The 19,455-nt window shown below is 66.2% G+C and carries 25 protein-coding genes and 1 riboswitch; of the genes, 13 read left to right on the plus strand and 12 right to left on the minus strand.

Features of this window, described 5'->3' with window-relative positions; all coding sequences use genetic code 11:
- The first annotated feature begins 192 nt into the window (after window positions 1–192).
- From AC5P53_RS18385 to pnuC, 4 genes are all read left to right on the plus strand, one after another.
- The gene (locus tag AC5P53_RS18385; protein ID WP_014645533.1) at window positions 193–600 is read left to right on the plus strand and encodes a glycine zipper 2TM domain-containing protein; all 408 of its coding nucleotides are present in this window, start codon (window positions 193–195) and stop codon (window positions 598–600) included.
- Between the two features lie 121 nt (window positions 601–721).
- Complete coding sequence (locus AC5P53_RS18390; RefSeq protein ID WP_053494681.1) at window positions 722–1,846, plus strand: phosphotransferase enzyme family protein; 1,125 nt, start codon at window positions 722–724, stop codon at window positions 1,844–1,846.
- Window positions 1,847–1,944: 98 nt separating this feature from the next.
- A riboswitch (TPP riboswitch) is annotated at window positions 1,945–2,040 on the plus strand.
- 70 nt (window positions 2,041–2,110) lie between these two features.
- Window positions 2,111–4,300 (plus strand): TonB-dependent siderophore receptor, encoded by a 2,190-nt coding sequence (locus tag AC5P53_RS18395; RefSeq protein ID WP_241887714.1) that lies wholly within the window; start codon window positions 2,111–2,113, stop codon window positions 4,298–4,300.
- Window positions 4,301–4,308: 8 nt separating this feature from the next.
- Window positions 4,309–4,878, plus strand: a complete 570-nt coding sequence (gene pnuC / locus AC5P53_RS18400) for a nicotinamide riboside transporter PnuC (RefSeq protein WP_041864011.1) — start codon at window positions 4,309–4,311, stop codon at window positions 4,876–4,878.
- 106 nt (window positions 4,879–4,984) lie between these two features.
- Here pnuC and AC5P53_RS18405 read toward each other — a convergent pair whose 3' ends face one another.
- From AC5P53_RS18405 to AC5P53_RS18430, 6 genes are all read right to left on the minus strand, one after another.
- Window positions 4,985–5,401, minus strand: a complete 417-nt coding sequence (locus AC5P53_RS18405) for a hypothetical protein (protein ID WP_241887713.1) — start codon at window positions 5,399–5,401, stop codon at window positions 4,985–4,987.
- A gap of 119 nt (window positions 5,402–5,520) precedes the next feature.
- Window positions 5,521–5,826 (minus strand): hypothetical protein, encoded by a 306-nt coding sequence (locus tag AC5P53_RS18410; protein WP_134808392.1) that lies wholly within the window; start codon window positions 5,824–5,826, stop codon window positions 5,521–5,523.
- A gap of 69 nt (window positions 5,827–5,895) precedes the next feature.
- Window positions 5,896–6,870 carry a Dyp-type peroxidase gene (locus AC5P53_RS18415; RefSeq protein WP_241887712.1) on the minus strand — a complete coding sequence of 325 codons (975 nt, stop codon included), beginning with the start codon at window positions 6,868–6,870 and terminating at the stop codon, window positions 5,896–5,898.
- 123 nt (window positions 6,871–6,993) lie between these two features.
- Complete coding sequence (locus AC5P53_RS18420) at window positions 6,994–7,362, minus strand: VOC family protein (RefSeq protein ID WP_032959386.1); 369 nt, start codon at window positions 7,360–7,362, stop codon at window positions 6,994–6,996.
- A 68-nt stretch (window positions 7,363–7,430) separates the two neighbouring features.
- Window positions 7,431–8,198: a helix-turn-helix transcriptional regulator gene (locus AC5P53_RS18425; RefSeq protein WP_046427864.1), complete on the minus strand. Its 768-nt coding sequence runs from the start codon at window positions 8,196–8,198 to the stop codon at window positions 7,431–7,433.
- A gap of 125 nt (window positions 8,199–8,323) precedes the next feature.
- The gene (locus AC5P53_RS18430; RefSeq protein WP_005411880.1) at window positions 8,324–8,899 is read right to left on the minus strand and encodes an OmpO family porin; all 576 of its coding nucleotides are present in this window, start codon (window positions 8,897–8,899) and stop codon (window positions 8,324–8,326) included.
- Between the two features lie 161 nt (window positions 8,900–9,060).
- Between AC5P53_RS18430 and AC5P53_RS18435 the strand changes: the two genes are divergently transcribed.
- The 4 genes from AC5P53_RS18435 (at window position 9,061) to AC5P53_RS18450 (ending at window position 11,921) form a co-directional block, all read left to right on the plus strand.
- On the plus strand, window positions 9,061–10,065 hold the full coding sequence (locus AC5P53_RS18435; RefSeq protein WP_241887711.1) for a DUF2268 domain-containing putative Zn-dependent protease: 1,005 nt from the start codon (window positions 9,061–9,063) through the stop codon (window positions 10,063–10,065).
- A 211-nt stretch (window positions 10,066–10,276) separates the two neighbouring features.
- The gene (locus tag AC5P53_RS18440) at window positions 10,277–10,549 is read left to right on the plus strand and encodes a hypothetical protein (protein ID WP_010487149.1); all 273 of its coding nucleotides are present in this window, start codon (window positions 10,277–10,279) and stop codon (window positions 10,547–10,549) included.
- 167 nt (window positions 10,550–10,716) lie between these two features.
- Entirely contained in the window at window positions 10,717–11,403 is a 687-nt protein-coding gene (locus AC5P53_RS18445; protein ID WP_014645514.1) for a L,D-transpeptidase, read from the plus strand.
- Between the two features lie 185 nt (window positions 11,404–11,588).
- Window positions 11,589–11,921: a hypothetical protein gene (locus AC5P53_RS18450; RefSeq protein ID WP_227864434.1), complete on the plus strand. Its 333-nt coding sequence runs from the start codon at window positions 11,589–11,591 to the stop codon at window positions 11,919–11,921.
- A gap of 28 nt (window positions 11,922–11,949) precedes the next feature.
- Here AC5P53_RS18450 and arsH read toward each other — a convergent pair whose 3' ends face one another.
- Window positions 11,950–12,678, minus strand: coding sequence for an arsenical resistance protein ArsH (gene arsH, locus AC5P53_RS18455; RefSeq protein ID WP_241887709.1), 729 nt, complete (start codon window positions 12,676–12,678; stop codon window positions 11,950–11,952).
- A 17-nt stretch (window positions 12,679–12,695) separates the two neighbouring features.
- On the opposite strand from arsH, the gene AC5P53_RS18460 reads away from it, so the two are divergent.
- The 4 genes from AC5P53_RS18460 (at window position 12,696) to AC5P53_RS18475 (ending at window position 15,472) form a co-directional block, all read left to right on the plus strand.
- A complete protein-coding gene (locus tag AC5P53_RS18460; protein ID WP_241887707.1) occupies window positions 12,696–13,025 on the plus strand; it encodes an ArsR/SmtB family transcription factor in 330 nt (109 codons plus the stop codon).
- A 37-nt stretch (window positions 13,026–13,062) separates the two neighbouring features.
- Window positions 13,063–13,566 carry an arsenate reductase ArsC gene (locus AC5P53_RS18465; protein WP_241887706.1) on the plus strand — a complete coding sequence of 168 codons (504 nt, stop codon included), beginning with the start codon at window positions 13,063–13,065 and terminating at the stop codon, window positions 13,564–13,566.
- Window positions 13,567–13,579: 13 nt separating this feature from the next.
- On the plus strand, window positions 13,580–14,611 hold the full coding sequence (gene arsB, locus AC5P53_RS18470) for an ACR3 family arsenite efflux transporter (RefSeq protein ID WP_241887704.1): 1,032 nt from the start codon (window positions 13,580–13,582) through the stop codon (window positions 14,609–14,611).
- Between the two features lie 486 nt (window positions 14,612–15,097).
- Window positions 15,098–15,472, plus strand: a complete 375-nt coding sequence (locus AC5P53_RS18475; protein WP_049441737.1) for a hypothetical protein — start codon at window positions 15,098–15,100, stop codon at window positions 15,470–15,472.
- Window positions 15,473–15,485: 13 nt separating this feature from the next.
- On the opposite strand, the gene AC5P53_RS18480 is transcribed toward AC5P53_RS18475, so the two are convergent.
- Complete coding sequence (locus AC5P53_RS18480; RefSeq protein ID WP_197574344.1) at window positions 15,486–16,151, minus strand: Ivy family c-type lysozyme inhibitor; 666 nt, start codon at window positions 16,149–16,151, stop codon at window positions 15,486–15,488.
- A 114-nt stretch (window positions 16,152–16,265) separates the two neighbouring features.
- Between AC5P53_RS18480 and AC5P53_RS18485 the strand changes: the two genes are divergently transcribed.
- The gene (locus AC5P53_RS18485) at window positions 16,266–16,742 is read left to right on the plus strand and encodes a DUF4440 domain-containing protein (protein WP_049441734.1); all 477 of its coding nucleotides are present in this window, start codon (window positions 16,266–16,268) and stop codon (window positions 16,740–16,742) included.
- A gap of 124 nt (window positions 16,743–16,866) precedes the next feature.
- On the opposite strand, the gene AC5P53_RS18490 is transcribed toward AC5P53_RS18485, so the two are convergent.
- From AC5P53_RS18490 to AC5P53_RS18505, 4 genes are all read right to left on the minus strand, one after another.
- On the minus strand, window positions 16,867–17,892 hold the full coding sequence (locus AC5P53_RS18490) for an NAD(P)H-dependent glycerol-3-phosphate dehydrogenase (protein WP_005420929.1): 1,026 nt from the start codon (window positions 17,890–17,892) through the stop codon (window positions 16,867–16,869).
- A 20-nt stretch (window positions 17,893–17,912) separates the two neighbouring features.
- Complete coding sequence (gene secB / locus AC5P53_RS18495; RefSeq protein WP_005407596.1) at window positions 17,913–18,431, minus strand: protein-export chaperone SecB; 519 nt, start codon at window positions 18,429–18,431, stop codon at window positions 17,913–17,915.
- 99 nt (window positions 18,432–18,530) lie between these two features.
- The gene (locus tag AC5P53_RS18500) at window positions 18,531–18,968 is read right to left on the minus strand and encodes a rhodanese-like domain-containing protein (RefSeq protein WP_014645505.1); all 438 of its coding nucleotides are present in this window, start codon (window positions 18,966–18,968) and stop codon (window positions 18,531–18,533) included.
- A gap of 57 nt (window positions 18,969–19,025) precedes the next feature.
- Window positions 19,026–19,451 (minus strand): hypothetical protein, encoded by a 426-nt coding sequence (locus tag AC5P53_RS18505; RefSeq protein ID WP_014035526.1) that lies wholly within the window; start codon window positions 19,449–19,451, stop codon window positions 19,026–19,028.
- Window positions 19,452–19,455: the final 4 nt, after the last annotated feature.

Below are 19,455 nucleotides of genomic sequence, written 5' to 3' on the forward strand. Positions count from 1 at the left end.
TCTGCCAGCTGAGCGGTAAAAGCCACTTTCAGCCTTGCTTCATGCCGCCTGCCGCTAGATGAATGCGCAAGCCGCCCGGTAGGCCAGGCAATGTTCCGGCAATGTCGGAACGCCAGCGTGGTCTCCACGGCAGCCGGGGCGCCCCGCGCCCTCCCTGCCCAGCGTGGCATGCACCTCACAGGAGAACCGAACATGCTCAGTACTTCCACACTCAGCTTCCGTGGTCTGGCGATGGCCCTGGCACTGGTTGCCGGTGTCGCCGTGGTCAGCGATGCCAGCGCGATGTCGAGGAAGGACAAGCGCACCCTGGTCGGCGCCGTGGTCGGTGGCGTGGCCGGCAACCTGCTGTCCAACGGCGACCCTGCGGCCACCGTCGGCGGTGCCGTGGCCGGCGGCGCGATCGGCAACCTGACCACCTCCGACCGCCGCGACCGCCGTTACTACGACAATCGCCGTTACGACGACCGCTACGATCGCCGTTACGACCGTGGCTACTACCGCAGTGGCTACTACGACCGTGGCGATGACCGCCGCTGGCAGCGTGAGCGCTACTACGACAACCGCTACTACCACGACCGCGGCCGCCATCGCGGCTGGTAAGCAGCGCCGACATACCGATGACGCGGAGACGGGCGGGTCGATGACCCGCCCGTTTGCGTTGGCCACGCGCATGGCGTTGAATGCGCAGCCTTGGATGTGACTTTCCCGATCGGACTGTGGCATGACGTCTTCCTCCCACCGCGTGCAGGGCCTCAACAACGACGAGGTCGCTGCCGACTGGCCACCGATCAGCGCGGCGGACATCGCGTGGCTGAGTACGCGTTACCCGCAGCTGGGCGGGCACAGCCAACCGCGCTGGCACAGCCCGCGGCCGCTGTCTGCCGCCGCCATCGTCGACGGCACGCGCGGCGCGGTGTTCATCAAGCGCCACCACCACAGCGTGCGCAGCGCGGCCTGTCTGGAAGAAGAACACCACTTCATCGCCCATCTCGCCGCCGCCGGCGTGCCAGTGGTGCAGGTGCTGCCGGCCACCGATGGCCACACTGCGGTCGAACACGGCGAATGGACGTTTGAACTGCACGATGTCGGCGTGGGCGACGACCTGTATCGCGACGCGGTGTCGTGGTCGCTGTTGACCGATGTCGCGCAGGCCCGCGAAGCAGGGCGCACGCTCGCACAGCTGCACCGTGCCGCCGCCAGCTACCACGCGCCCCAGCGCAGCACCCATCTGCTGGTGGCGCGCGACGACCTGATCCGTGCCGACGATCCGATCGCCGCCATCAAGGCAGGACTGGATGAACGTCCCGGGCTGGCACGCTATCTCGCGCGCATTCCATGGGAAGCACAGCTGCAGCGCGACGTGCTGCCGTGGCACGCCGGCCTGGCCGAGCGCCTGCGCGCCGAGCCCCGGCTGTGGGCGCACAACGACTGGCATGTCTCCAACCTGCTGTGGCGCAACGGCGAGGTCAGCACCGTGCTGGATTTCGGCCTGGCGTCGCCCACCAGCGCGCTGTTCGACCTCGCCACCGCGATCGAGCGCAACGCAGTGGCGTGGCTGGAACTGGAGCGCGGCATGGAGGCGGTGCGCATCGATATCGCGCTGGCCCTGCTCGACGGCTACCGCGAGGTGCTGCCGTTGTCGGCGGCACGCGTGCACCTGCTGGCCGACCTGCTGCCAATGGTCCATTTCGACTTCGCACTGTCCGAAGTGGAGTACTTCGAAGGTGTCACCCGCTCAACCGCGAATGCCGACGTGGCCTGGCAGCCCTTCATGCTGGGCCATCCGGCGTGGTTCCACAGCGCGCCGGGGCGGGCACTGCTGCAGGCCCTGCACGCCGTCGCGTGATCCGGTTGACGCAGCGTTGCGGTCAGATCCCTTTCCGCAGGAAAGGGATCTGACCCCGGCTGGCGCTCGCAAATCCGTACCATTTGTAGTGAAATGGTCACCTGAAGCGGGGGTGCCTGGATCTGCCAGGCTGAGAGAGTCCCTTGGAACCTGATCCGGTTTGCACCGGCGTAGGGAGCTTTGAGCCGCAGCCACACCCCCATCATGGGCCGGTGCACCTGCGCGCCGTCGCTTCGTCTCCCTTGTTGTCCGAAGACGAACCGAATGAACCGCTGCCTGCGCCCCACCCTGCTCTCACTCGCCCTCTGCGCCGCGCTGCCGCTGCATGCCAGCGAGGCCGAGGCCACCACCGATGCGGCTGCCACTGGTGCCGAACGCTCGCCGACCGAACTGGCGGCGGTGCGCGTGGAGGCCGGCAAGCCGAAGGCCGATACCTCGCGCGTGAATGCCTTCGGCGGCGGTTCGTGGAAGGACACGCCGGCTTCGGTGAACGTGCTCGAGCGCGACTATCTCGAACGTCGCCAGGTACGTTCGCTGTCCGAGCTGGCCAGCAACGATGCCTCGCTGGGTGATGCGTATGCACCTGTGGGCTACTACCAGAACATCGCCATCCGCGGCTTCGCGCTGGACGCCGCCACCGGCTACCGCTTCAACGGGCTGTCCATCGCCGGCGAGCAACGCTTGGCGCTGGAGAACGTGCAGTCGGTCGAGATCCTCAAGGGTGAAGCCGGCCTGGCGGCAGGGGTGATGGCGCCGGGCGGGATCATCAACTACATCGGCAAGCGCCCGGCTGAAGTACGCACCGCCACGCTCGGCACCGATTCGGAAGGCTCACGCTACGTCGCCGTCGATGTCGGCCACTGGATCACCCCGCGTTTCGGCCTGCGCCTGAATGCCGCATGGGACTCCAGCAATTCCTACGTCGCGCACGCCGATGGCCGCCGCAACTTCTACTCGCTGGCCGCCGACTGGCTGATCGGCGAGCGCGGCAAGCTGGAAGTGGATGCCAACTACCAGACCAGCTCGCAGCGCTCGGTGTCCGGCTACCAGCTGCTGGGCGCGCGTGACCTGCCGCGCGGTGTCGACCGCGAGCACCTGCTCGGCTACCAGCCGTGGCAGCGCCCGGTGGATATCGCCAGCACCAACATCACCGCGCTGCATACCTACGACTTCAACGATGCCTGGCAGTCGCGCGTCTCGGTCGGCCACAGCCGCTCGGTGATCGATGACAACGTCGCCTTCGCCTACGGCTGCTACTACGCCGTGCAGTGCGCCGATGGCAGCGTGCCAGGCAACTACTTCGCGCCCAACGGCGACTACGATGTCTACGACTACCGCAGCCCGGACGACACCCGCCGCAACCAGCAGGCCCGTGCCGAGCTGCGTGGCCGCTTCGAGACCGGCAGCGTCGGCCATCAGCTGACCCTCGGTGCCGACTACTTCCGCCGCACCGTGGACAAGCGCCCGAGCGTCAACGAGTACGTCGGCACCAGCAACATCCACGACCCGCAGGTGCCCGTGTTCGAGCCGTCGCCGAAGATGCCCGGCCCCTCCGCACGACGCCTGGACAGCCGCCAGACCGCGTTCTTCGCGCTGGACCGGATGAGCTTTGGCGATGACTGGCAGTGGTTGGCCGGTGGCCGCTTCGTGCGCCTGAACGAGCGTGCCTACGACAAGCGTGGCGTTCCGCAGCGGCACAGCCGCCTGTCGCGGTTCCTGCCGCAGACCGCGGTGGTGTGGAAGGCCACCGATCAGCTCAACGCCTATGCCAGCTACGTGCGCGGCATTTCGCTGGGACAGGAAGCGCCGTTCTGGACCAGCAATGCCGACACTTTCCTGCCGTCGGTGCAGTCGCGGCAGCTGGAAGTGGGCGTGAAGTACGTGCCGGTCGAAGCACTGACCCTGGGCGCGGCGGTGTTCCGCATCTCGCAGCCGTACCAGTACGCCAGGCCCGACAGCAGCGACGTCGGCTACACCTTCGTCGAGGAAGGCACGCAGACCCACACCGGCCTGGAGCTGACCGCCAACGGCCAGCTGACCGACACACTGCAGATCGTGGCCAGCGCCAGCGTGCTGCAGGCGCGCGCGCGCGACACCGGCACGCCGGCCTATGAAGGCCATCAGCTGGTGAACGTGCCGAAGGTACGCGCCAGCGTGCACATGGCCTACGCGCTGCCGTTCGTGCAGGGCCTGGACGTGACCGGTGGCTGGCGCTATGCCGGTGCCAACGTGGCACGCGCCGACGGTGGCGTGCGCGCGCCGGACTACTCGGTGTTCGATGCCGGCCTGCGCTTCCAGCATCGCCTGCACGAACGCGCGGTGACCTGGAACCTGTCGGTGGACAACGTATTCAACCGCTTCTACTGGCGCGATACCGGCAGCAGCGGCGGTGACTACTACCTGTTCCCCGGTGCACCGCGACAGGCCCGCCTGTCGGTGACGTTCGCGCTGTGAGCGGCGTGATGCTGGAGTGGACCGCCGCGCTGTGCAGCATCCTCGGCGTCTGGCTGATGGCCCGGCGCCGGCTGGCAGCGTGGCCGGTGGGCCTGCTGTCGGTGGCGCTGTATGGGCTGGTGTTCGCCGAGGCCAAGCTGTACTCGGACACCCTGCTGCAGGTCGCCTTCGGTGGCTTCCTGGTCTACGGCTGGCTCAACTGGCGGCAGCACGCCGCCGATGAGGGCAGCATCCGCATCGTGCCACTGGCACGCGGCACGCTGCTGCGCGACCTGGCCTTCGGCCTGTGCGGTGGCGTGGCGCTGGGTGCGGCCATGCACACCTTCACCGATGCCGCGCTGCCCTGGCTGGACGCGATGCTGACCGCGCTGAGCCTGGTCGGCCAGTGGTGGCAGGCACGCCGCCACGTGGCCTGCTGGTGGGTGTGGATCGCGGTGGACGTGGTCTATGTGGGTGCGTACCTGTTCAAGTCGCTGCACGTGACCGCGGCACTGTACGTGTTCTTCCTCGGCCTGGCCGTGTTCGGCCTGCGCGCATGGAGCGCCGCCGCGCGTGAACCGCAGGTGGCAACGCGGTAGCGCCACGCCATGCGCGGCCGGGCTACCGGTAGTCGCCAACCTGGGTTGGTGCGCGCCTGCCGACCAAGGTCGGCATCTACCCACCACATCCACGCATGGCGTGGATCTACTTCGGCTCCAGCAACAGGCCCAGGCGCAGCGGTTGGCGCATGTCGGCCGGCGGTGCCGCCTGCAACGGCGCGGCCTGCAGCGTCGCGCGCAGGTCGGCGTCGACCTGGGCATCGCCCAGGCTGTCGAATTCCAGTTTCGAAATACGGCCATCCGCCGCGATCCACACGCTCACCGGCAGCGGTGCCGGTGTGTCAGGGTGCGCCTGCAACCACGCCAGCACACGCTGCGCCTGCGGGTCCTGTTCCTGCTGCAGGCGCTGCTGCAGCTGGCCACCCACGGCGGCGGCGTAGGCCATCCAGTGCGCAGGGGCTTCCTGCGCGGAAACGCTGGCACTCCCCAGTGCCAACGCGCCGAACACCGCAGCCAGACGCCGCCACCAGCGGCGTAGGCCGGTCCTGTTTGCTGACACCATCGCCTGCCTCCTGCACTCCCATCCAGCGCGCCATGGTCGGCGCCATAGATGACAGGCGGATGGCGGCCGGTGATGGCCCGGCGCTTCGAGCTTGCCCGATTGCGAGGGATTGCCTTCGATCAGTCCAGACAAGCCTTCAGATCATCACGTGTCCAGCCGGTGAGGCCTGCACCCTTCCAGTAGCGTGCAGACGTACCAGTCGGGACAGGGGCAAGCTCGACAATGGCAATCACCCCATGGTTCACAGGGTTGTCGATGACAATGCGCTGCCCGGATTCGGTGGGCAGCACGCGCACGACCTTGTTGCGTTGTGTCCATGTCTGGGACAGGCAAACGGTGACCTGCTGTACCGATTTCGAAGAACCAAATGACTCGGGCGTTTGTTCAAGCAGACCAGGTGCTGTCGAGCAGCCGGCGATGCCCATGAACAATGCCGCCAGGAATGGGGCTCTCAAGACAGACATACGTCCTCCAGATGCATACGCGTGCGTTGATCACTCGCCCAGGTCGGCCAGCACCTTGCGCGAGGGTGCAAAGAAGGTCACGCCGGTGGTGGCGGTGGAGAAATCAAGGATGCGGTCATGCAGCGGTGCGGGATTGCCGATGAACATGCGCTCGAGCATCTTCTCGATCACCCACAGGCGGCGGGTGTAACCGATGAAGTAGGTACCGTACTCGCCACGGCCCGGGTTGGCGAACGGCATGTTGTCGCGCAGGATCTCGTGCTCGCCGTCGGCGTCCTCGATGGTGCATAGCGTCTTGTGCGATTTCTGCGCATCGGCCGGCGCATCATCCAGCTCGATGTTGTCGTGCTTGGTGCGGCCGATGATCGCTTCCTGCGCCTCGGTCTTCTGCGCGCGCCAGGCATCGAGGTTGTGCAGGTACTTCTGCACCACCACGTAGCTGCCACCTGCGTGGTCCGGATCCTCGTCACCAACAATCGTGGCTTCGGGCAGCGACAGTCCTTCCGGATTGGCGGTGCCGTCGACGAAGTCGAGCAGGTCGCGGCCATCGAAATAGCGGAAGCCGGCCACGTCATCGACTGCTTCCACCGCATCGCCGAACGCCATCAGCAGGTTGCGCTCGAAGGCCACGATCAGGTCCATGGTGCGTGCGCGGATGTGGTACAGCAGGTCACCGGGCGTGGACACGGCGGTGTGGGTCGCGCCCTTGATCTCGCGGAACGGCTTCAGCTCGCGTGGCGGCGTGGAGCCTACCAGCGGCTGCCACACGCGATGGCCGATGGCCACGTTGCAGGTGAAGGTGCGCTCGATCTCGCGGATGGCGGTGTTCTTGATCAGATCGTCGGTACTGGCCAGCACCTCGCGCGCCTTGGCGATCGACGCCTCGTCATCCTTCACCTTCAGCACCAGGAACGCCGCCGAATGGGTGAGCGGCGCAGTGATCTGCTGCGGCTCGTTGTCGAGCGTGTGGTTGACGGCGGTGATCGGTGCGGGCTGGGAGTTCACGGCGGTTCCTGCTGGCTTGAGGCGGACGCATCGCGTGTGGCGATGTGCGGGCGATCATAGCGGAACCGCCTGACCGGGGACGGAGCGGTTCTCGTTCCGTCCACCGGCGAAGGTACGAAGACCTCAGTCCACATCACTCCAGACCGCCAGCTCGTAGCCGTCCAGATCGCGGAAGTGGAAGCGGCGGCCGCCGGGGAAGGCGAACACCGCCTGCACCACCTCGCCACCGGCGGCGACCACGCGCTGCTGTGCGTCGGCCAGGTCCGCGCAGTACAGGATCACCAGCGGTCCTCCGTGAGCACGCAACGGCGCGTCAGACACGAAGCCGCCCTTCAGCCGGCCATCGTCGAACTCGGTGTAGGACGGACCATAGTCGGTGAACTGCCAGCCGAACACCTCGCCGTAGAAGCGTTTGCTGCGGGCGATGTCGGCGACGTTGAATTCGATGTTGTCGATGCGGCGTTCGGCTTCGTGGGTAGCTTCGTGGCTCATGAGGTTGCTCCGTGATTGGAACCCCAGCTTCGGTCAGCGCGGCACGGCGGTCTTGAACAAAACGGCCATCATTGTCCCCACTCCAGGCGCAGCTCGCTGGCGGTCATGCCAGTCAGCTCGCGCGCCTCGCGGCTGAGATGGGCCTGGTCGGCATAGCCGGCATCAGCGGCCAGCATCGCCAACGAATGCTGTGGCAGCGCGCGACTCTGGCGCAGGAAACGTTGCAGCCGCAGGATCCGCTCCAGCGTCTTGGCGCCGTAGCCGAACTGCGACTGGCTGAAACGCCGCAGGCTGCGCGGGCTCAGGCCCAACTGCGCCGCCAGCGTATCCAGCGTGGCATTACCCGCGGCGAGCGCTTGGAACAGGACATGGGCGCGCTGCGCCGGCGTATCGAGCGCGGCCGCACCCATGTGCTGTTGCAGGCAGTGCGCCATTCGCTGCAGGCGCTGTGCAGGCGCGGTGTCGCCGATGGAGGCCGCCGCCTTGTTCGCCCACGCGCCCTTCAGATCAGCCAGTGGCACGGCCTGGCCGATGATCCCGGCCAAAGGCAGGCCCAGCGCGGCCAATGCCTGGCCGGGGCGGAAGCGTGCGCCCAGCACCTGCGCACCGGGTGCCAGCGCCGGGTGCGCGGCCACACGGTCCGGGCCGACGACGAACAGCGCACCGTCGCGCCAGAGGATATCCACGCAGCCATCGGGCAATACGGTGATGTGCCCATCGGCATCGGCAGGAAGCTGGCTCTGCCACAGCTGGCCAAAGTGGCCGCGCAGCGGCGCAGGCGTCAGATGTTCCTGGTAGGTCGTGCCGGTGCCTGCAAGAGAGGAAGGGTCGCCCATGCCGCATTGTGGCGCCACGGGGCCCATAAAAGTGAAGCCCGGCGCGAGGCCGGGCTTCGGTTGGCGTGTGGGAGAGAGAGAGAGAGTCACACGCCAGCACAACACGCACTAACGACAGGCGTTTGTTACCAGGTGAAGCGCGGGCCCACGAACCACTCGCGGTCGCCGGCCTTGGCCAGCTTCACTTCGCCACTCAGGCCCCAGTTCTGGTTGAACTTGGCGGTGGCGCCGACGCGGCCGTAGAACTCGCCGTCCGGGTTGATGCCGTGCTTCTTGGTGTAGTCCTCGTAGCCGGCCATCACGTAGCCTTCCACGTACGGGTTGAACGCGGTGCGCACGCCGACTTCGGTCGAGTAGCCGTTGAAGTCCAGGCCATGCTTCATGTCGAACTTCTGGTACGCAACGCGGGCCACCAGGTCGGTGTTCGGTGCGATGCCGTAGTTGTAGCCGGCACCGATGCGCCACTGGTCGACGTCATTCTTGAACTTGTCGGTCTCCTGCGCGCTGTAGTCGCCGAAGATGTGGAAGTTCGGGTGCACCGCCACGGAACCCTTCACCTTCCAGCCATCGGCGTCGCCGCCCTTGGCATCGGTGTTCACGTAGCCGCCTTCAACGTAGTTGTACGACAGGCCGTCGGTTGCCGATGCAGCGAACGGCAGGGCAGCCAGGAGACCCAGGGCGAGCAGCGAATTCTTGTTCATCGGGACACACCTTTAATTATTTTGGTTTCGTCGGCCGCCTCCCAGGAGGGGGAGAGAGAGGAGGCGGTCGACAGGTGTGAATTATCCGTTAGGGGGTCTAATCGACCCTGAATATTGAACTGACTGGTGTATAAATAAGGCTGGCGTTCAGGGAACTCCACATGCCGCACGCGTCCGTCGCATCACTGCTGTTTCCGCCCCATGCGCGCCGCGCGGTGCGGGTGCTGCTCCTCGTCGCCCTGCCGATGATGCAGCTGCCAGCCAACGCGGCCGAGCGCGCCCAACCTTCTGCACGCATCGTGGTACAGACAGACGATGTCACGCGTTTCTTCAGCGTGCTGGATGCCACTGGAGGAAAACCCAGTGCCGAAGACCTGCAGCGCGGCTATCTGGACACCGGCACGGAGGCATTGCGCAGCTTCACCGACAGCCGCATCGGATCAATGGAGCGTTTGGCCAGGACCATCCAGGACAAGCCGGCGTTGTTCGCCAGGGCGCGGACCTGTGCAGCGGCATTGCCGGCGATCCGCGCGCGGGTTGCCGACGCACTCGATCGGTTGGGCACGCTGCTCCCCACTGCACGTTTTCCTCCGGTCACCGTGCTGGTCGGGCGGGGTAACAGCGGCGGCGTCACCACCGAAGATGGTGTGGTGATCGGACTGGAAGCACTGTGCAACGCCGACTGGATGCAGGCCGATGTAGGTGACCGCTTCGTGCATCTGATCGCGCATGAGTATGTGCACGTGCAACAGCCCGGTGCACGCGTGGACGTAGAGCAGCCCACCCTGCTCTATCAGACGTTGCTTGAAGGCGGCGCCGAGTACGTGGGTGAACTGATCTCGGGGCAACCGGCCAACGCGCATCTGCGTCGCTGGGCCCAGGGCCGCGAATGTGCGCTGGAGCGCGCGTTCGTACAGGACGGTGGGGGCACCGATCTTTCGAAGTGGCTGTACAACGGCCCCGGCGATGAAGCACGACGTGGAGATCTCGGATACTGGGTCGGCTACCGCATCGCGCGCAGCTATGTTTCCCGCGCGCCAGACAGGACCAGGGCCATCGCCACGCTGCTGGATGTGCGGCCCGACGCCGCCGCGACCGTGTTCGAGGCGAGTGGATGGACGCCTGCCTGCACTGCTGCCAAAGGCATGGAAACGCAAGTGCTGTGAGAGCCGCTTCATACTGATGAATTGGCGACCTTGAACAGGCACAAGGCACGCCGCCGACGTAGATCAGCTCGCCTGATCCCGCTTGTTAATGTTGGGTCAGAGGCCGGCTTCACAGTGCTTCCACGTATTCAAATTCCAGCTGAAAGCGCTTGGTAGCGGCGGGAACAAACGCCGCTATATTCCAGCTTCCCCAGACGAAGGAGGGAGTGCAATGAACCTGAACCCGCAACACATGAAGACGGCCCGCGCACTTGCTGTAGCGCTCATCGCCACCGTCAGCCTTGGCGCCTGCGCGTCATACAAGAACGAGTTTGCAACCATCAACTCGCGTCTCGATCAGCTCGACGTCAAGGTGCAGGGCGCTGCGCAGAGCGCGGAGTCCGCCAACCAGTCCGCACAGCAGGCCAATCAGCGCCTGGACCAGATCGAAGGTCGCGTGCAGCAGCTTGAAAGGGCACCTGCCGGCCGCAAGCCGCGCGGGTAATCGCTCCCTCACCTTTTGAATTGATCCACCTCTGTATCGGGTGTATCGGGGACCCAGTGGCCTTCGCCGGCCACTGGCATCCTTCCACCCACGATTGCATTGCAAGGAGCCGTCCCATTCGTACTTCCCCCTCCCCTGCACGCCGCGCCCTCCATGCCTCCCTGGCCATGGCACTGGCCGTTGCGTGCAGCGGCGTAGCCAACGCCAGGGACAAGGACGCACCTGCACCATCGGTCGCCGCCGTTGATGAACTTCCGCCCGACCAGAGCGTGTCCGAGACAGTGATCGAGCTGGCCGGCTGGGTGGTCGCCAGCAAGGACAACCAGGGCTATCCGTTTGCGGTCATGGACAAGGCGGCGGCGCAGGTTCTGGTCTTCGGCGGTGACGGCAAGCTGCGCGGCGCCGCACCGGCGCTGTTTGGGTCGGCGATCGGCGACCATTCCGCACCGGGCGTCGCCAAGCTCGCACTGAGCGCGATTCCCGGCCACGACCGCACCACGCCTGCCGGCCGCTTCATTGGCGGTTACGGCCCGTCCGACGATGCCGGACGCGTGCTGTGGGTGGACTACGATTCCGCCGTGTCGATGCACCCGCTACCGCCGGGCAGCCCGAAGGAAAAGCGCGCCGAGCGGTTGGCATCGCCCTCGCCGGACGACAACCGCGTCACCCACGGCTGCATCAATGTCTCGCCCGCGTTCTACGAGCAGATCGTGCAGTCCACGTTCGAGAAGGGCGGTGTGTTCTACATCCTGCCGGACAAGGATTCGATCGCGAAGACGTTCCCGGAGTTCGCGCAGAGCCGTGCCGTCACAGATGGCAACCAAAAGAAGACCGCACAGCACGCTGGCGAGTAGTGCGTTTGTGCGTCCGCCCTGGGCGTTGTGGGCACATGCCGCCCGCCGGGCGGCTGCGATGCACAGTCTGCTCATGGAGAGTCGCCTGCGTGTGAGGCGTGGTGCCCCCGAGGCCCGGCACGCTGGCATACTGCGCCCGTAGACGATCCTGCGAGGCAATGTCTGCCTCGTCCATGAGGCCGCCGGTGGACCCACTCTTCCAGTTTCTGCTGAGCACGATGGGAGGCGTATTCGTCTTCCTGTTCTTCGTGGCGCGCGACTACCTGCGTGGATTGGGGTGGCTGCTCGGTTCCTGGGATCCGAACATGGGGCACGCGACCGAAGATGCGCTCATTTCGAAGGCCAATCGCAGCGCCTTGCTGATTGCGGCGGTGCTTCTGGCGTGGGCCTTCATGGGCCCTTCTCCCTACCGCCGCAACTGGGAAATCGAAGTAATGGGCATCGGCACCGGCATGTTGCTGGCCTATGTGGTGATCATCCGCCTTGCAGCTTCAAGGGTGAAGAGGCTGCTTGGGTGAGCGTGCCTCACATCGGCACCAATGAGGATCAGGAAGCCGTAGCCTCTGCAGCCCGCGCCAATGCCGCGGCGTGCGCGTCGCCCTTCCGCTCGCTGTAACGGTCTACCAGGTAGTCCGACCGGCCCCGCGTCAGCAGCGTGAACTTCACCAGCTCTTCCATCACATCCACCACCCGATCGTAGTACGGCGAGGGCTTCATCCGGCCGTCGTCATCGAATTCCTGCCAGGCCTTGGCCACCGACGACTGGTTGGGGATGGTCAGCATGCGCATCCAACGACCAAGCACGCGCAACGCGTTGACCGTGTTGAACGACTGCGAGCCGCCGCCCACCTGCATCACCGCCAGCGTCCTGCCCTGCGTGGGCCGCACGCTGCCATCTTCCAGCGGCAACCAGTCGATCTGGTTCTTGAACACGCCGGTGACCGTGCCGTGCCGCTCGGGGCTGACCCATACCTGGCCTTCCGACCACTGCGACCATTCGCGCAGTCGCTGCACTTCAGGGTGGTGCGGGTCCACGCTGTCCAGCATCGGCAGCGCATGCGGATCGAACACCCGGGTTTCGCACCCCAGATGGCGCAGCAGTCGCTCGGCTTCCAGCGCCAGCTTGCGGCTGAACGACTGGGGCCGCAGCGAGCCGTAGAGCAGGAGGATGCGTGGCGGCCCCAGATCTGCCGCGGCGAGCTGGTGATGATTGGGCTGGGGCAATGACGATTCCACCAGGTTGGGCAGGTCCAGGCTTGTGATTGGCTCATTCATTCGATTATTCTAGAAACATGGAAACATCGAATGCAATCTCCGCCCTGACCGCCCTCGGTCATGCCACCCGCCTGGCTGCCTTCCGCCTGCTGGTGGAGGCCGGCCCGGCAGGGCGCATGGCGGGCGACATCGCTACGGCCCTGCAGGTGCCGCCGGCCACGCTCAGCTTCCATCTGAAGGAGCTGGTGCAGGCCGGGCTGGTGGAGAGCGAGAACCAGGGCCGCCACGTCTGCTACCGCGCCAACTTCGATGCCATGAACGGCTTGATCGAGTACCTCACGCACAACTGTTGCGCGGGCTCATCCAGCAACCAGTGCGTCCCCGCCGAACCCGCCAGCAAGTGCTGATACCGCACACGACCCACCCCATCGAAGCGATTGCCACATGACCCGCAATGTCCTGTTCCTCTGCACCGGCAACAGCGCGCGCAGCGTGCTGGCTGAAGCCACCCTGCGCGCCTGGGACAGCGATCGCTTCAGGGCATTCAGTGCGGGCAGCCAGCCCACCGGCCAGGTCAATCCGTTCGCGCTGGCACAACTGCATGCCGAAGGAATGCTCGTTGAAGGGCTGCGCAGCAAATCATGGGACGAGTTCGTGGATGCAGCGCCCATGGACCTGGTCATCACCGTGTGTGATGCGGCCGCTGCCGAAGCTTGCCCAGTGGTGTTCGGTGACTTCATCCGCAGCCATTGGGGCCTGCCCGATCCGGCCGCCGTGGCAGGCAGCGATGCCGACAAGGCCGCAGCCTTCGCGCTGGCCCATGCCATCGTGAAAACCCGCCTGCGTGCGCTGCTCGCACTGCCCGAATCGGTGTGGTCCGAACGCGAAGCGCTGCAGCACGCGCTGGACCGGATCGGCCAGCTGTTGCCGACCGACGGCGCGCAGTGACGGTGCCACTGCCATGGGTCTGTTCGAGCGACACCTGACGCTGTGGGTTGTGCTGTGCATTGCGATGGGCACGCTGCTGGGCCACTTCCTGCCCGGTGCCTTCGCGGTGCTGGCGTCCGCCGAAGTGGCCAAGGTCAATCTGCCGGTTGCGGTGCTGATCTGGCTGATGATCATCCCGATGCTGCTGAAGGTCGACTTCCGCGCGATGCGCCAGTTGCAGCAACACTGGAAGGGCATCGGGGTAACACTGTTCATCAACTGGGCCGTGAAGCCGTTCTCGATGGCGCTGCTGGGCTGGCTGTTCCTGCGCCATGCCTTCGCCGACTGGTTGCCCGCAGCACAGATCGACAGCTACATCGCCGGGCTGATCCTGCTGGCAGCCGCACCCTGCACCGCCATGGTGTTCGTGTGGAGCAACCTGTGCCGCGGTGATGCCAACTTCACCCTGAGCCAGGTGGCGTTGAACGACGCGATCATGGTGGTTGCCTACGCGCCGGTGGTTGCACTGCTGCTCGGCCTGTCGGCGATCACCGTACCGTGGGATACGCTGTTGCTGTCCGTTGGTCTCTACATCGTGGTGCCGGTGCTGGCTGCTGCACTGCTGCGGCACTGGATCCTTTTGCGCAGCGGCGAGGCGGGCCTGCAACTCACGCTTCGAAGGTTGGGGCCGCTGTCCCTGTCCGCGCTGCTGCTGACGCTGGTGGTGCTGTTCGGGTTCCAGGGCCAGCAGATCGTGAAGCAACCGCTGGTAATCGCGCTGATTGCCGTGCCGATCCTGATCCAGGTCTATTTCACCTCGGGCCTGGCCTACCTGCTCAACCGTCGGCTGGGCGTGGCACATTGCGTGGCCGGCCCGTCAGCGCTTATTGGTGCCAGCAACTTCTTCGAACTGGCGGTGGCGACTGCGGTGGGACTGTTCGGCGTGCATTCCGGGGCGGCGCTGGCGACGGTGGTGGGCGTGCTGATCGAGGTGCCGGTCATGCTGTCCGTGGTGCGCATCGTCAACCGTACTCAGGCCTGGTACGAAAGACCCCAAGAGCGCTGACAACCAGAGTGGGGCGAGTTCGATTTACGTTCTTCGCTCCGCACTGTCGTCATCGGCTTGGTGGGGTACCCATATCCCTGTCATCAAGTTCGAACCATGTCGCATATTCCCCATGCTGCTACGGCCGTTGCGGCGCCTGCGTCTGCGACGACTTAACAGCATGCAAGAATGCTGAAAGCGTCTTTGATCGAACGCTGTTTGCAACTCGTCTGATTGGCGTTTCGCAGCGACGGCGGTACAGATGGCGTGCCACCGGAAAAAGGTGGCCGGGCCTCGAAAACCCGTGGCAATGCGTACGTTGTATGCGCCTGCCCGTCGGCGTCACCCAGTGTGGCGCCGGCGGGCAATTCGTCTGCCGACTATGGCGGGCGGAGCGTGGAGGCCTTGTGCCTGCCGGCCTTGTACGCACTGTCCCGGTTTTCGAGCCACGTCTCCGCCCGCCACCTTTGCGTGGCGGCTACCGTCTGTCCTGCACGGGGCACTGCCATGACATCACCGGACTTCCCACGCCTGCATCCGCATCGCTCATCCGCCACTGGCGGTGGGCCGCCAGAGCACGCGGCTGCGACCGATCCGAATGCCTTCATCGCCACGCTTCACCGCATCGGCAAAGGCGCGGCCGCCGACGGCCAGCCCTGGCCAGAGCGTCACCAGATGCCGGGCCGCTGCATGGCGCTGGCCGATGCGGACTGTGCACTGGCCGGCCAACGCGTGACGCTGGAGCTGCTGCTGGCGGCCGAGCGCGTGCGTCAGAACGGCACGGAGGCCGAGTACGTGGGCGACCGGGTGATGGAAGGGCTGATCCTGGCGTGCCTGACCATGAACGCACAGGCCAGCGCGCGCATGCAGCCGGAAGGATGAGGCGGGCACCACATCACTCGCAGAGCGCGCTGTCTTCCTTCAACGCGGCATCCTGCAGTGGCTGGCGTTGTTCAATCTGCGCACGTTGTTCCGCCGTCGGCTCGCCCAGCCACCACACACGACAGCGCGCGGTAAGACGGCCGACCATCTTCGCCTCCGTCGGCGAATACAGCATCGCCAACGCGGTGCCGGGGCAGTCGTGGGCCTGGCAGGCGGTATAGAACCACCACGGCTCGCCCTGCAGCACCAGCAGCTCACCAGGACCGCTGGGCCCGCTCAACAGGCGTTCGCGCAGCGATGGAATCTCCCTGTCAGCGGATTCGGCTGCGGCTGTGTTCTTCATCAGGGCGTTGAACGCGGCCAGCACCTTCGGGTCCTTGCGGCCGCAGTCGTCCACGGTATTGCCGCCCACCAGGGTGAAGAAATGCGTCGCCAGCGGGTTGTCCGCGCAGGTGAGTTCGCCGCCGGCACTCGGGTCTTCCGGTTCGCCTTCGTTGTCCCACACCGAGGGATCCACGCCACCTTCGATGGATGGCGCCTTCTCGCCCACCGTTGCCGTGGCCGCAGGTGCTTCTGTGGCCGGTGCTGGTGCGGCTGGTGCTGCATCGGGTGCCGGTGCCTGCCCGCAGGCGGCCAGCAATGCGACCGTCAGTGCCATCCCTGTGATTCGAATCTTCATTCCCTGTCCTTGTCTGATCTGCGCTGCATCCAGCAAATCGGCAGCCGCGTGATTCTAACCAGCACCGTGCCAGGATGCGTTCGTAGCGTCCCGTCATCGCCTGGAGCCGGACGCATGCGCCGTACACGACTCGCCAAGATCTTCTGCAGTGCCCTGCGGCTGGCATCGCCGGCAATTGCCCACGATGCAGAAAACGCGAAGCCTGCACGGCCTCTCCCGGGCGCAGCCCTGCCCGCACCGCTGGAGCGCGTACTACGCGATTACGAGCGGGCGTGGCGCTCGGCTGATGCCAGGGCATTGGCTGCGCTGCTTGCCGAGGATGGTCTTGTACTGCAGAGCAACCAGCCGCCGGTGCGCGGGCGTACTGCGATCGAGGCCGCGTATGCCGGCCAGGGCGGCAGTCCGTTGCGGCTGCGGGCGTTGGCTCACTCGGTGGAGGGCAACAGGGGCTACATCATTGGTGCGTATCGCTACGGCAGCAACGAGGGGGACACCGGCAAGTTCACGCTGACGCTGAAGCGCGTGGGCGACGGGCCGTGGTTGATCTTCTCGGACATGGACAACACCAGCGCGCCGCCACGGGCGCGGTGATTGCCGCCGTCGGGCGCCAACCAAGGTTGGCAGCTACCAGAAGCGGGTTCGGCAGTAGATCCACGCCATGCGTGGATGGCTCGCGCACATAAAAAACCCCGGCACGTGGCCGGGGTTTTTCGATTCACTTGAACAGCGTGTCCGGGTATTCCGGTTTCTGTTCCCGCGCCAGCAGTGCGCGCAGGCCTTCTTCCGGAGTCTGCTCGCCGTGCAGCACGGCACGCACGCCGTCGGAGATCGGCAGGTCGATGCCATGGCGGCGTGCCTGTCGCATCACTTCGTCGGCGGTCTGCACCGACTCGACCACCTGGCCGATTTCGCGCACGGCATCCTGCAGCGTCTGGCCACGGCCCAGGGCCAGGCCCAGGCGACGGTTGCGCGACAGATCGCCGGTGCAGGTCAGCACCAGATCGCCCAGGCCGGCCAGGCCCATCAGCGTTTCCGGCTTGGCGCCGATCGCCGCAGCCAGGCGCAGCATTTCATTGAGACCGCGGGTGATCAGGCCGGCACGGGCGTTGAGGCCCAGCTGCATGCCATCGGCCACGCCGGTGGCCACCGCCAGCACGTTCTTCATCGCACCGCCCAGCTCGGCACCGACCATGTCGTCGCCGGTGTAGGCGCGGAACGCCGGGCCATGCATCGCCTCGGCCACCGTCTGCGCGAACTCGGGCACGTCGCCGTGCACGGTGATCGCGGTGGGCAGGCCCTGGGTTACTTCCTTGGCGAACGATGGCCCGGTGACGACGGCCAGCGGCACGTCCTCGCCCAGCACTTCGCGCGCCACTTCATGCAGGAAACGGCCCGAACCGGGTTCGAAGCCCTTGGTGGCCCAGGCCACGCCGGCACCGGCCGGACGCAGCGGCGCCAGCGCACGCACGGTTTCACCGAAGGCATGCGACGGGGTCACCACCAGGATCCAGGCCGCGCCTTCCACCGCCGACGCCAGGTCGGTGGTGGCACGCAGGCTGTCCGGCAGCGGGATGCCCGGCAGGTAGCGCGGGTTCTCGTGGCGCTGGTCGATGGCCTCGACCACGGCAGCGTCGCGCCCCCACAGCACGGTCGGATGACCGTGCCGTGCGAGCAGGCTGGCCAGCGCGGTTCCCCAGGAACCGGCGCCCAGCACGGCGATCTTGTCAGCGGGAGTGCTCATCCGTGACGTCGCGGCAGGAATCAGGCGTTGCCAGCCGGCTCGGAGTCAGCCAGCGACGGTGCGTCGCCCTGCTCCTGGCGCTGGCGCAGGGTTTCTGCGTACAGGCCTTCGAAGTTGATCGGCTGCAGGAAGAACGGCGGGAAGCCGCCGGCCTGGATCAGGTCGCTGATCAGCTGGCGCACGTACGGGAACAGGATGTTCGGGCACTGGGTGCCAAGCAGCACGTCGATCGACTGCGGGTCCAGGCCGACCAGGCCGAACACGCCGGCCTGCTTCACTTCGGCCACGTAGGCGGTGCGCTCACCGGCCTGGCAGGTCAGGGTCACGGCCAGCACGACTTCGAAGGCGTTCTCACCCAGGCGCTGCACCTGCTGGTTCAGGTTCAGCTGCAGCTCCGGCTGCACCTGGTCATTGAAGATGGTCGGGGCGTTCGGCGACTCGAAGGAGACGTCCTTGACGTAGATCTTCTCGACGGTGAAAGCGGGGCCGGTGGCGGCATCGACCGGCGCAGCAGCGCCGTTGGTGATCTCTTCGGACATTTCCAGTAACTCCAATGAATGCAATGAAAACGATGGTCGAATTACTGCGATGGGGGCGGGATCAGGCCCATACAAGGCCGGATCCGCCACCTGCGGCAATCAGTTGCGGCCCTTGACCAGCGGCAGCTCGGCCTGCTGCCAGGCGGGAATGCCGCCGTCGAGCACGTAGACCTTCTCGAAGCCGGCCTTCTTCAGCGCCTTGGCGGCGGTTTCCGAGGCGTTGCCGCTGCGGCACACCAGCACCACCGGCGACTGCTTGGCGTTGGCCACCAGCTTGTGGTCCGGGCCGAAGGCACTGGCCTGGGCGTTGCGGCTGCCGGCAATGTGGCCCTTCTCGAAGTCACCGCTGGCCGACAGGTCGACCACCACCGTGCCGCCCGCGTTGATCAGCTGGGTCAGTTCGGCGGGCTTGATGCCCTTGAAGCCCCGGAACAGGCGGCGGATCTCGGTGACGATGATGGCCACGGTCAGGCCGACCAGGGCCGCGGACAGCATCGGGTTTCGGCCTGCAAAGGCCAGCAACTCTTCGTAATTCACTCAGGTCACGGGTCGATTAAGCGGGCGCCGATTGTCGCACAAGCCGGACGCGGCCCGTCACTGCCCCTTCCACAGGTCCGGCAGGCCGGCGGTCTGCCACCAGCGCTTGGCTTCCGGGTCCCAGCGCCAGCGCTCGACCACGACCACCGTGCGCTCGGCCTGGGTGTTCTGGTTGATCACCCCGATTTCGACCCGGCGCTCGACCAGTCCCCCGTCCAGTGAGGCACTGCTGCGCTCGCGGTAGGACGACACGCGCAGCTGCGCGTAACGGTTGAGCTCGAACTCGGTGGGCGGCTTTTCCTTGCGCAGCTTGGGGTCGAGGTAGCCGATGGCATCGTCCATGCTGCCCCAGCGGATGGTCGCCCCGTAGGCGATCTGGGTCTCTTCCAGCAGCTTGCGCTGCTTGCGGCTGAGGTCGTCGGCCGAGGCCACGGCACTGGCCAGCAGCAGGGAACAGATCAGGAACTGGATCAGGCGGCGCATCAGT

The organism is Stenotrophomonas sp. YJH_SMC_82 (assembly GCF_059368875.1).

What these genes read in the sequence shown, in the direction of transcription:
- secB (WP_005407596.1), bottom strand. Translation starts at nt 18,431, where the DNA reads ATGTCCGAAGAGATCACCAACGGCGCTGCTGCGCCGGTCGATGCCGCC.
- AC5P53_RS18405 (WP_241887713.1), bottom strand. Translation starts at nt 5,401, where the DNA reads ATGGTGTCAGCAAACAGGACCGGCCTACGCCGCTGGTGGCGGCGTCTG.
- AC5P53_RS18460 (WP_241887707.1), top strand. Translation starts at nt 12,696, where the DNA reads ATGGAAACATCGAATGCAATCTCCGCCCTGACCGCCCTCGGTCATGCC.
- AC5P53_RS18395 (WP_241887714.1), top strand. Translation starts at nt 2,111, where the DNA reads ATGAACCGCTGCCTGCGCCCCACCCTGCTCTCACTCGCCCTCTGCGCC.
- AC5P53_RS18480 (WP_197574344.1), bottom strand. Translation starts at nt 16,151, where the DNA reads ATGAAGATTCGAATCACAGGGATGGCACTGACGGTCGCATTGCTGGCC.
- AC5P53_RS18445 (WP_014645514.1), top strand. Translation starts at nt 10,717, where the DNA reads ATGGCACTGGCCGTTGCGTGCAGCGGCGTAGCCAACGCCAGGGACAAG.
- AC5P53_RS18410 (WP_134808392.1), bottom strand. Translation starts at nt 5,826, where the DNA reads ATGGGCATCGCCGGCTGCTCGACAGCACCTGGTCTGCTTGAACAAACG.
- AC5P53_RS18385 (WP_014645533.1), top strand. Translation starts at nt 193, where the DNA reads ATGCTCAGTACTTCCACACTCAGCTTCCGTGGTCTGGCGATGGCCCTG.
- AC5P53_RS18435 (WP_241887711.1), top strand. Translation starts at nt 9,061, where the DNA reads ATGCCGCACGCGTCCGTCGCATCACTGCTGTTTCCGCCCCATGCGCGC.
- AC5P53_RS18505 (WP_014035526.1), bottom strand. Translation starts at nt 19,451, where the DNA reads ATGCGCCGCCTGATCCAGTTCCTGATCTGTTCCCTGCTGCTGGCCAGT.
- arsB (WP_241887704.1), top strand. Translation starts at nt 13,580, where the DNA reads ATGGGTCTGTTCGAGCGACACCTGACGCTGTGGGTTGTGCTGTGCATT.
- AC5P53_RS18430 (WP_005411880.1), bottom strand. Translation starts at nt 8,899, where the DNA reads ATGAACAAGAATTCGCTGCTCGCCCTGGGTCTCCTGGCTGCCCTGCCG.
- AC5P53_RS18465 (WP_241887706.1), top strand. Translation starts at nt 13,063, where the DNA reads ATGACCCGCAATGTCCTGTTCCTCTGCACCGGCAACAGCGCGCGCAGC.
- AC5P53_RS18440 (WP_010487149.1), top strand. Translation starts at nt 10,277, where the DNA reads ATGAACCTGAACCCGCAACACATGAAGACGGCCCGCGCACTTGCTGTA.
- AC5P53_RS18485 (WP_049441734.1), top strand. Translation starts at nt 16,266, where the DNA reads ATGCGCCGTACACGACTCGCCAAGATCTTCTGCAGTGCCCTGCGGCTG.
- AC5P53_RS18420 (WP_032959386.1), bottom strand. Translation starts at nt 7,362, where the DNA reads ATGAGCCACGAAGCTACCCACGAAGCCGAACGCCGCATCGACAACATC.
- pnuC (WP_041864011.1), top strand. Translation starts at nt 4,309, where the DNA reads ATGCTGGAGTGGACCGCCGCGCTGTGCAGCATCCTCGGCGTCTGGCTG.
- AC5P53_RS18475 (WP_049441737.1), top strand. Translation starts at nt 15,098, where the DNA reads ATGACATCACCGGACTTCCCACGCCTGCATCCGCATCGCTCATCCGCC.
- AC5P53_RS18390 (WP_053494681.1), top strand. Translation starts at nt 722, where the DNA reads ATGACGTCTTCCTCCCACCGCGTGCAGGGCCTCAACAACGACGAGGTC.
- arsH (WP_241887709.1), bottom strand. Translation starts at nt 12,678, where the DNA reads ATGAATGAGCCAATCACAAGCCTGGACCTGCCCAACCTGGTGGAATCG.
- AC5P53_RS18490 (WP_005420929.1), bottom strand. Translation starts at nt 17,892, where the DNA reads ATGAGCACTCCCGCTGACAAGATCGCCGTGCTGGGCGCCGGTTCCTGG.
- AC5P53_RS18425 (WP_046427864.1), bottom strand. Translation starts at nt 8,198, where the DNA reads ATGGGCGACCCTTCCTCTCTTGCAGGCACCGGCACGACCTACCAGGAA.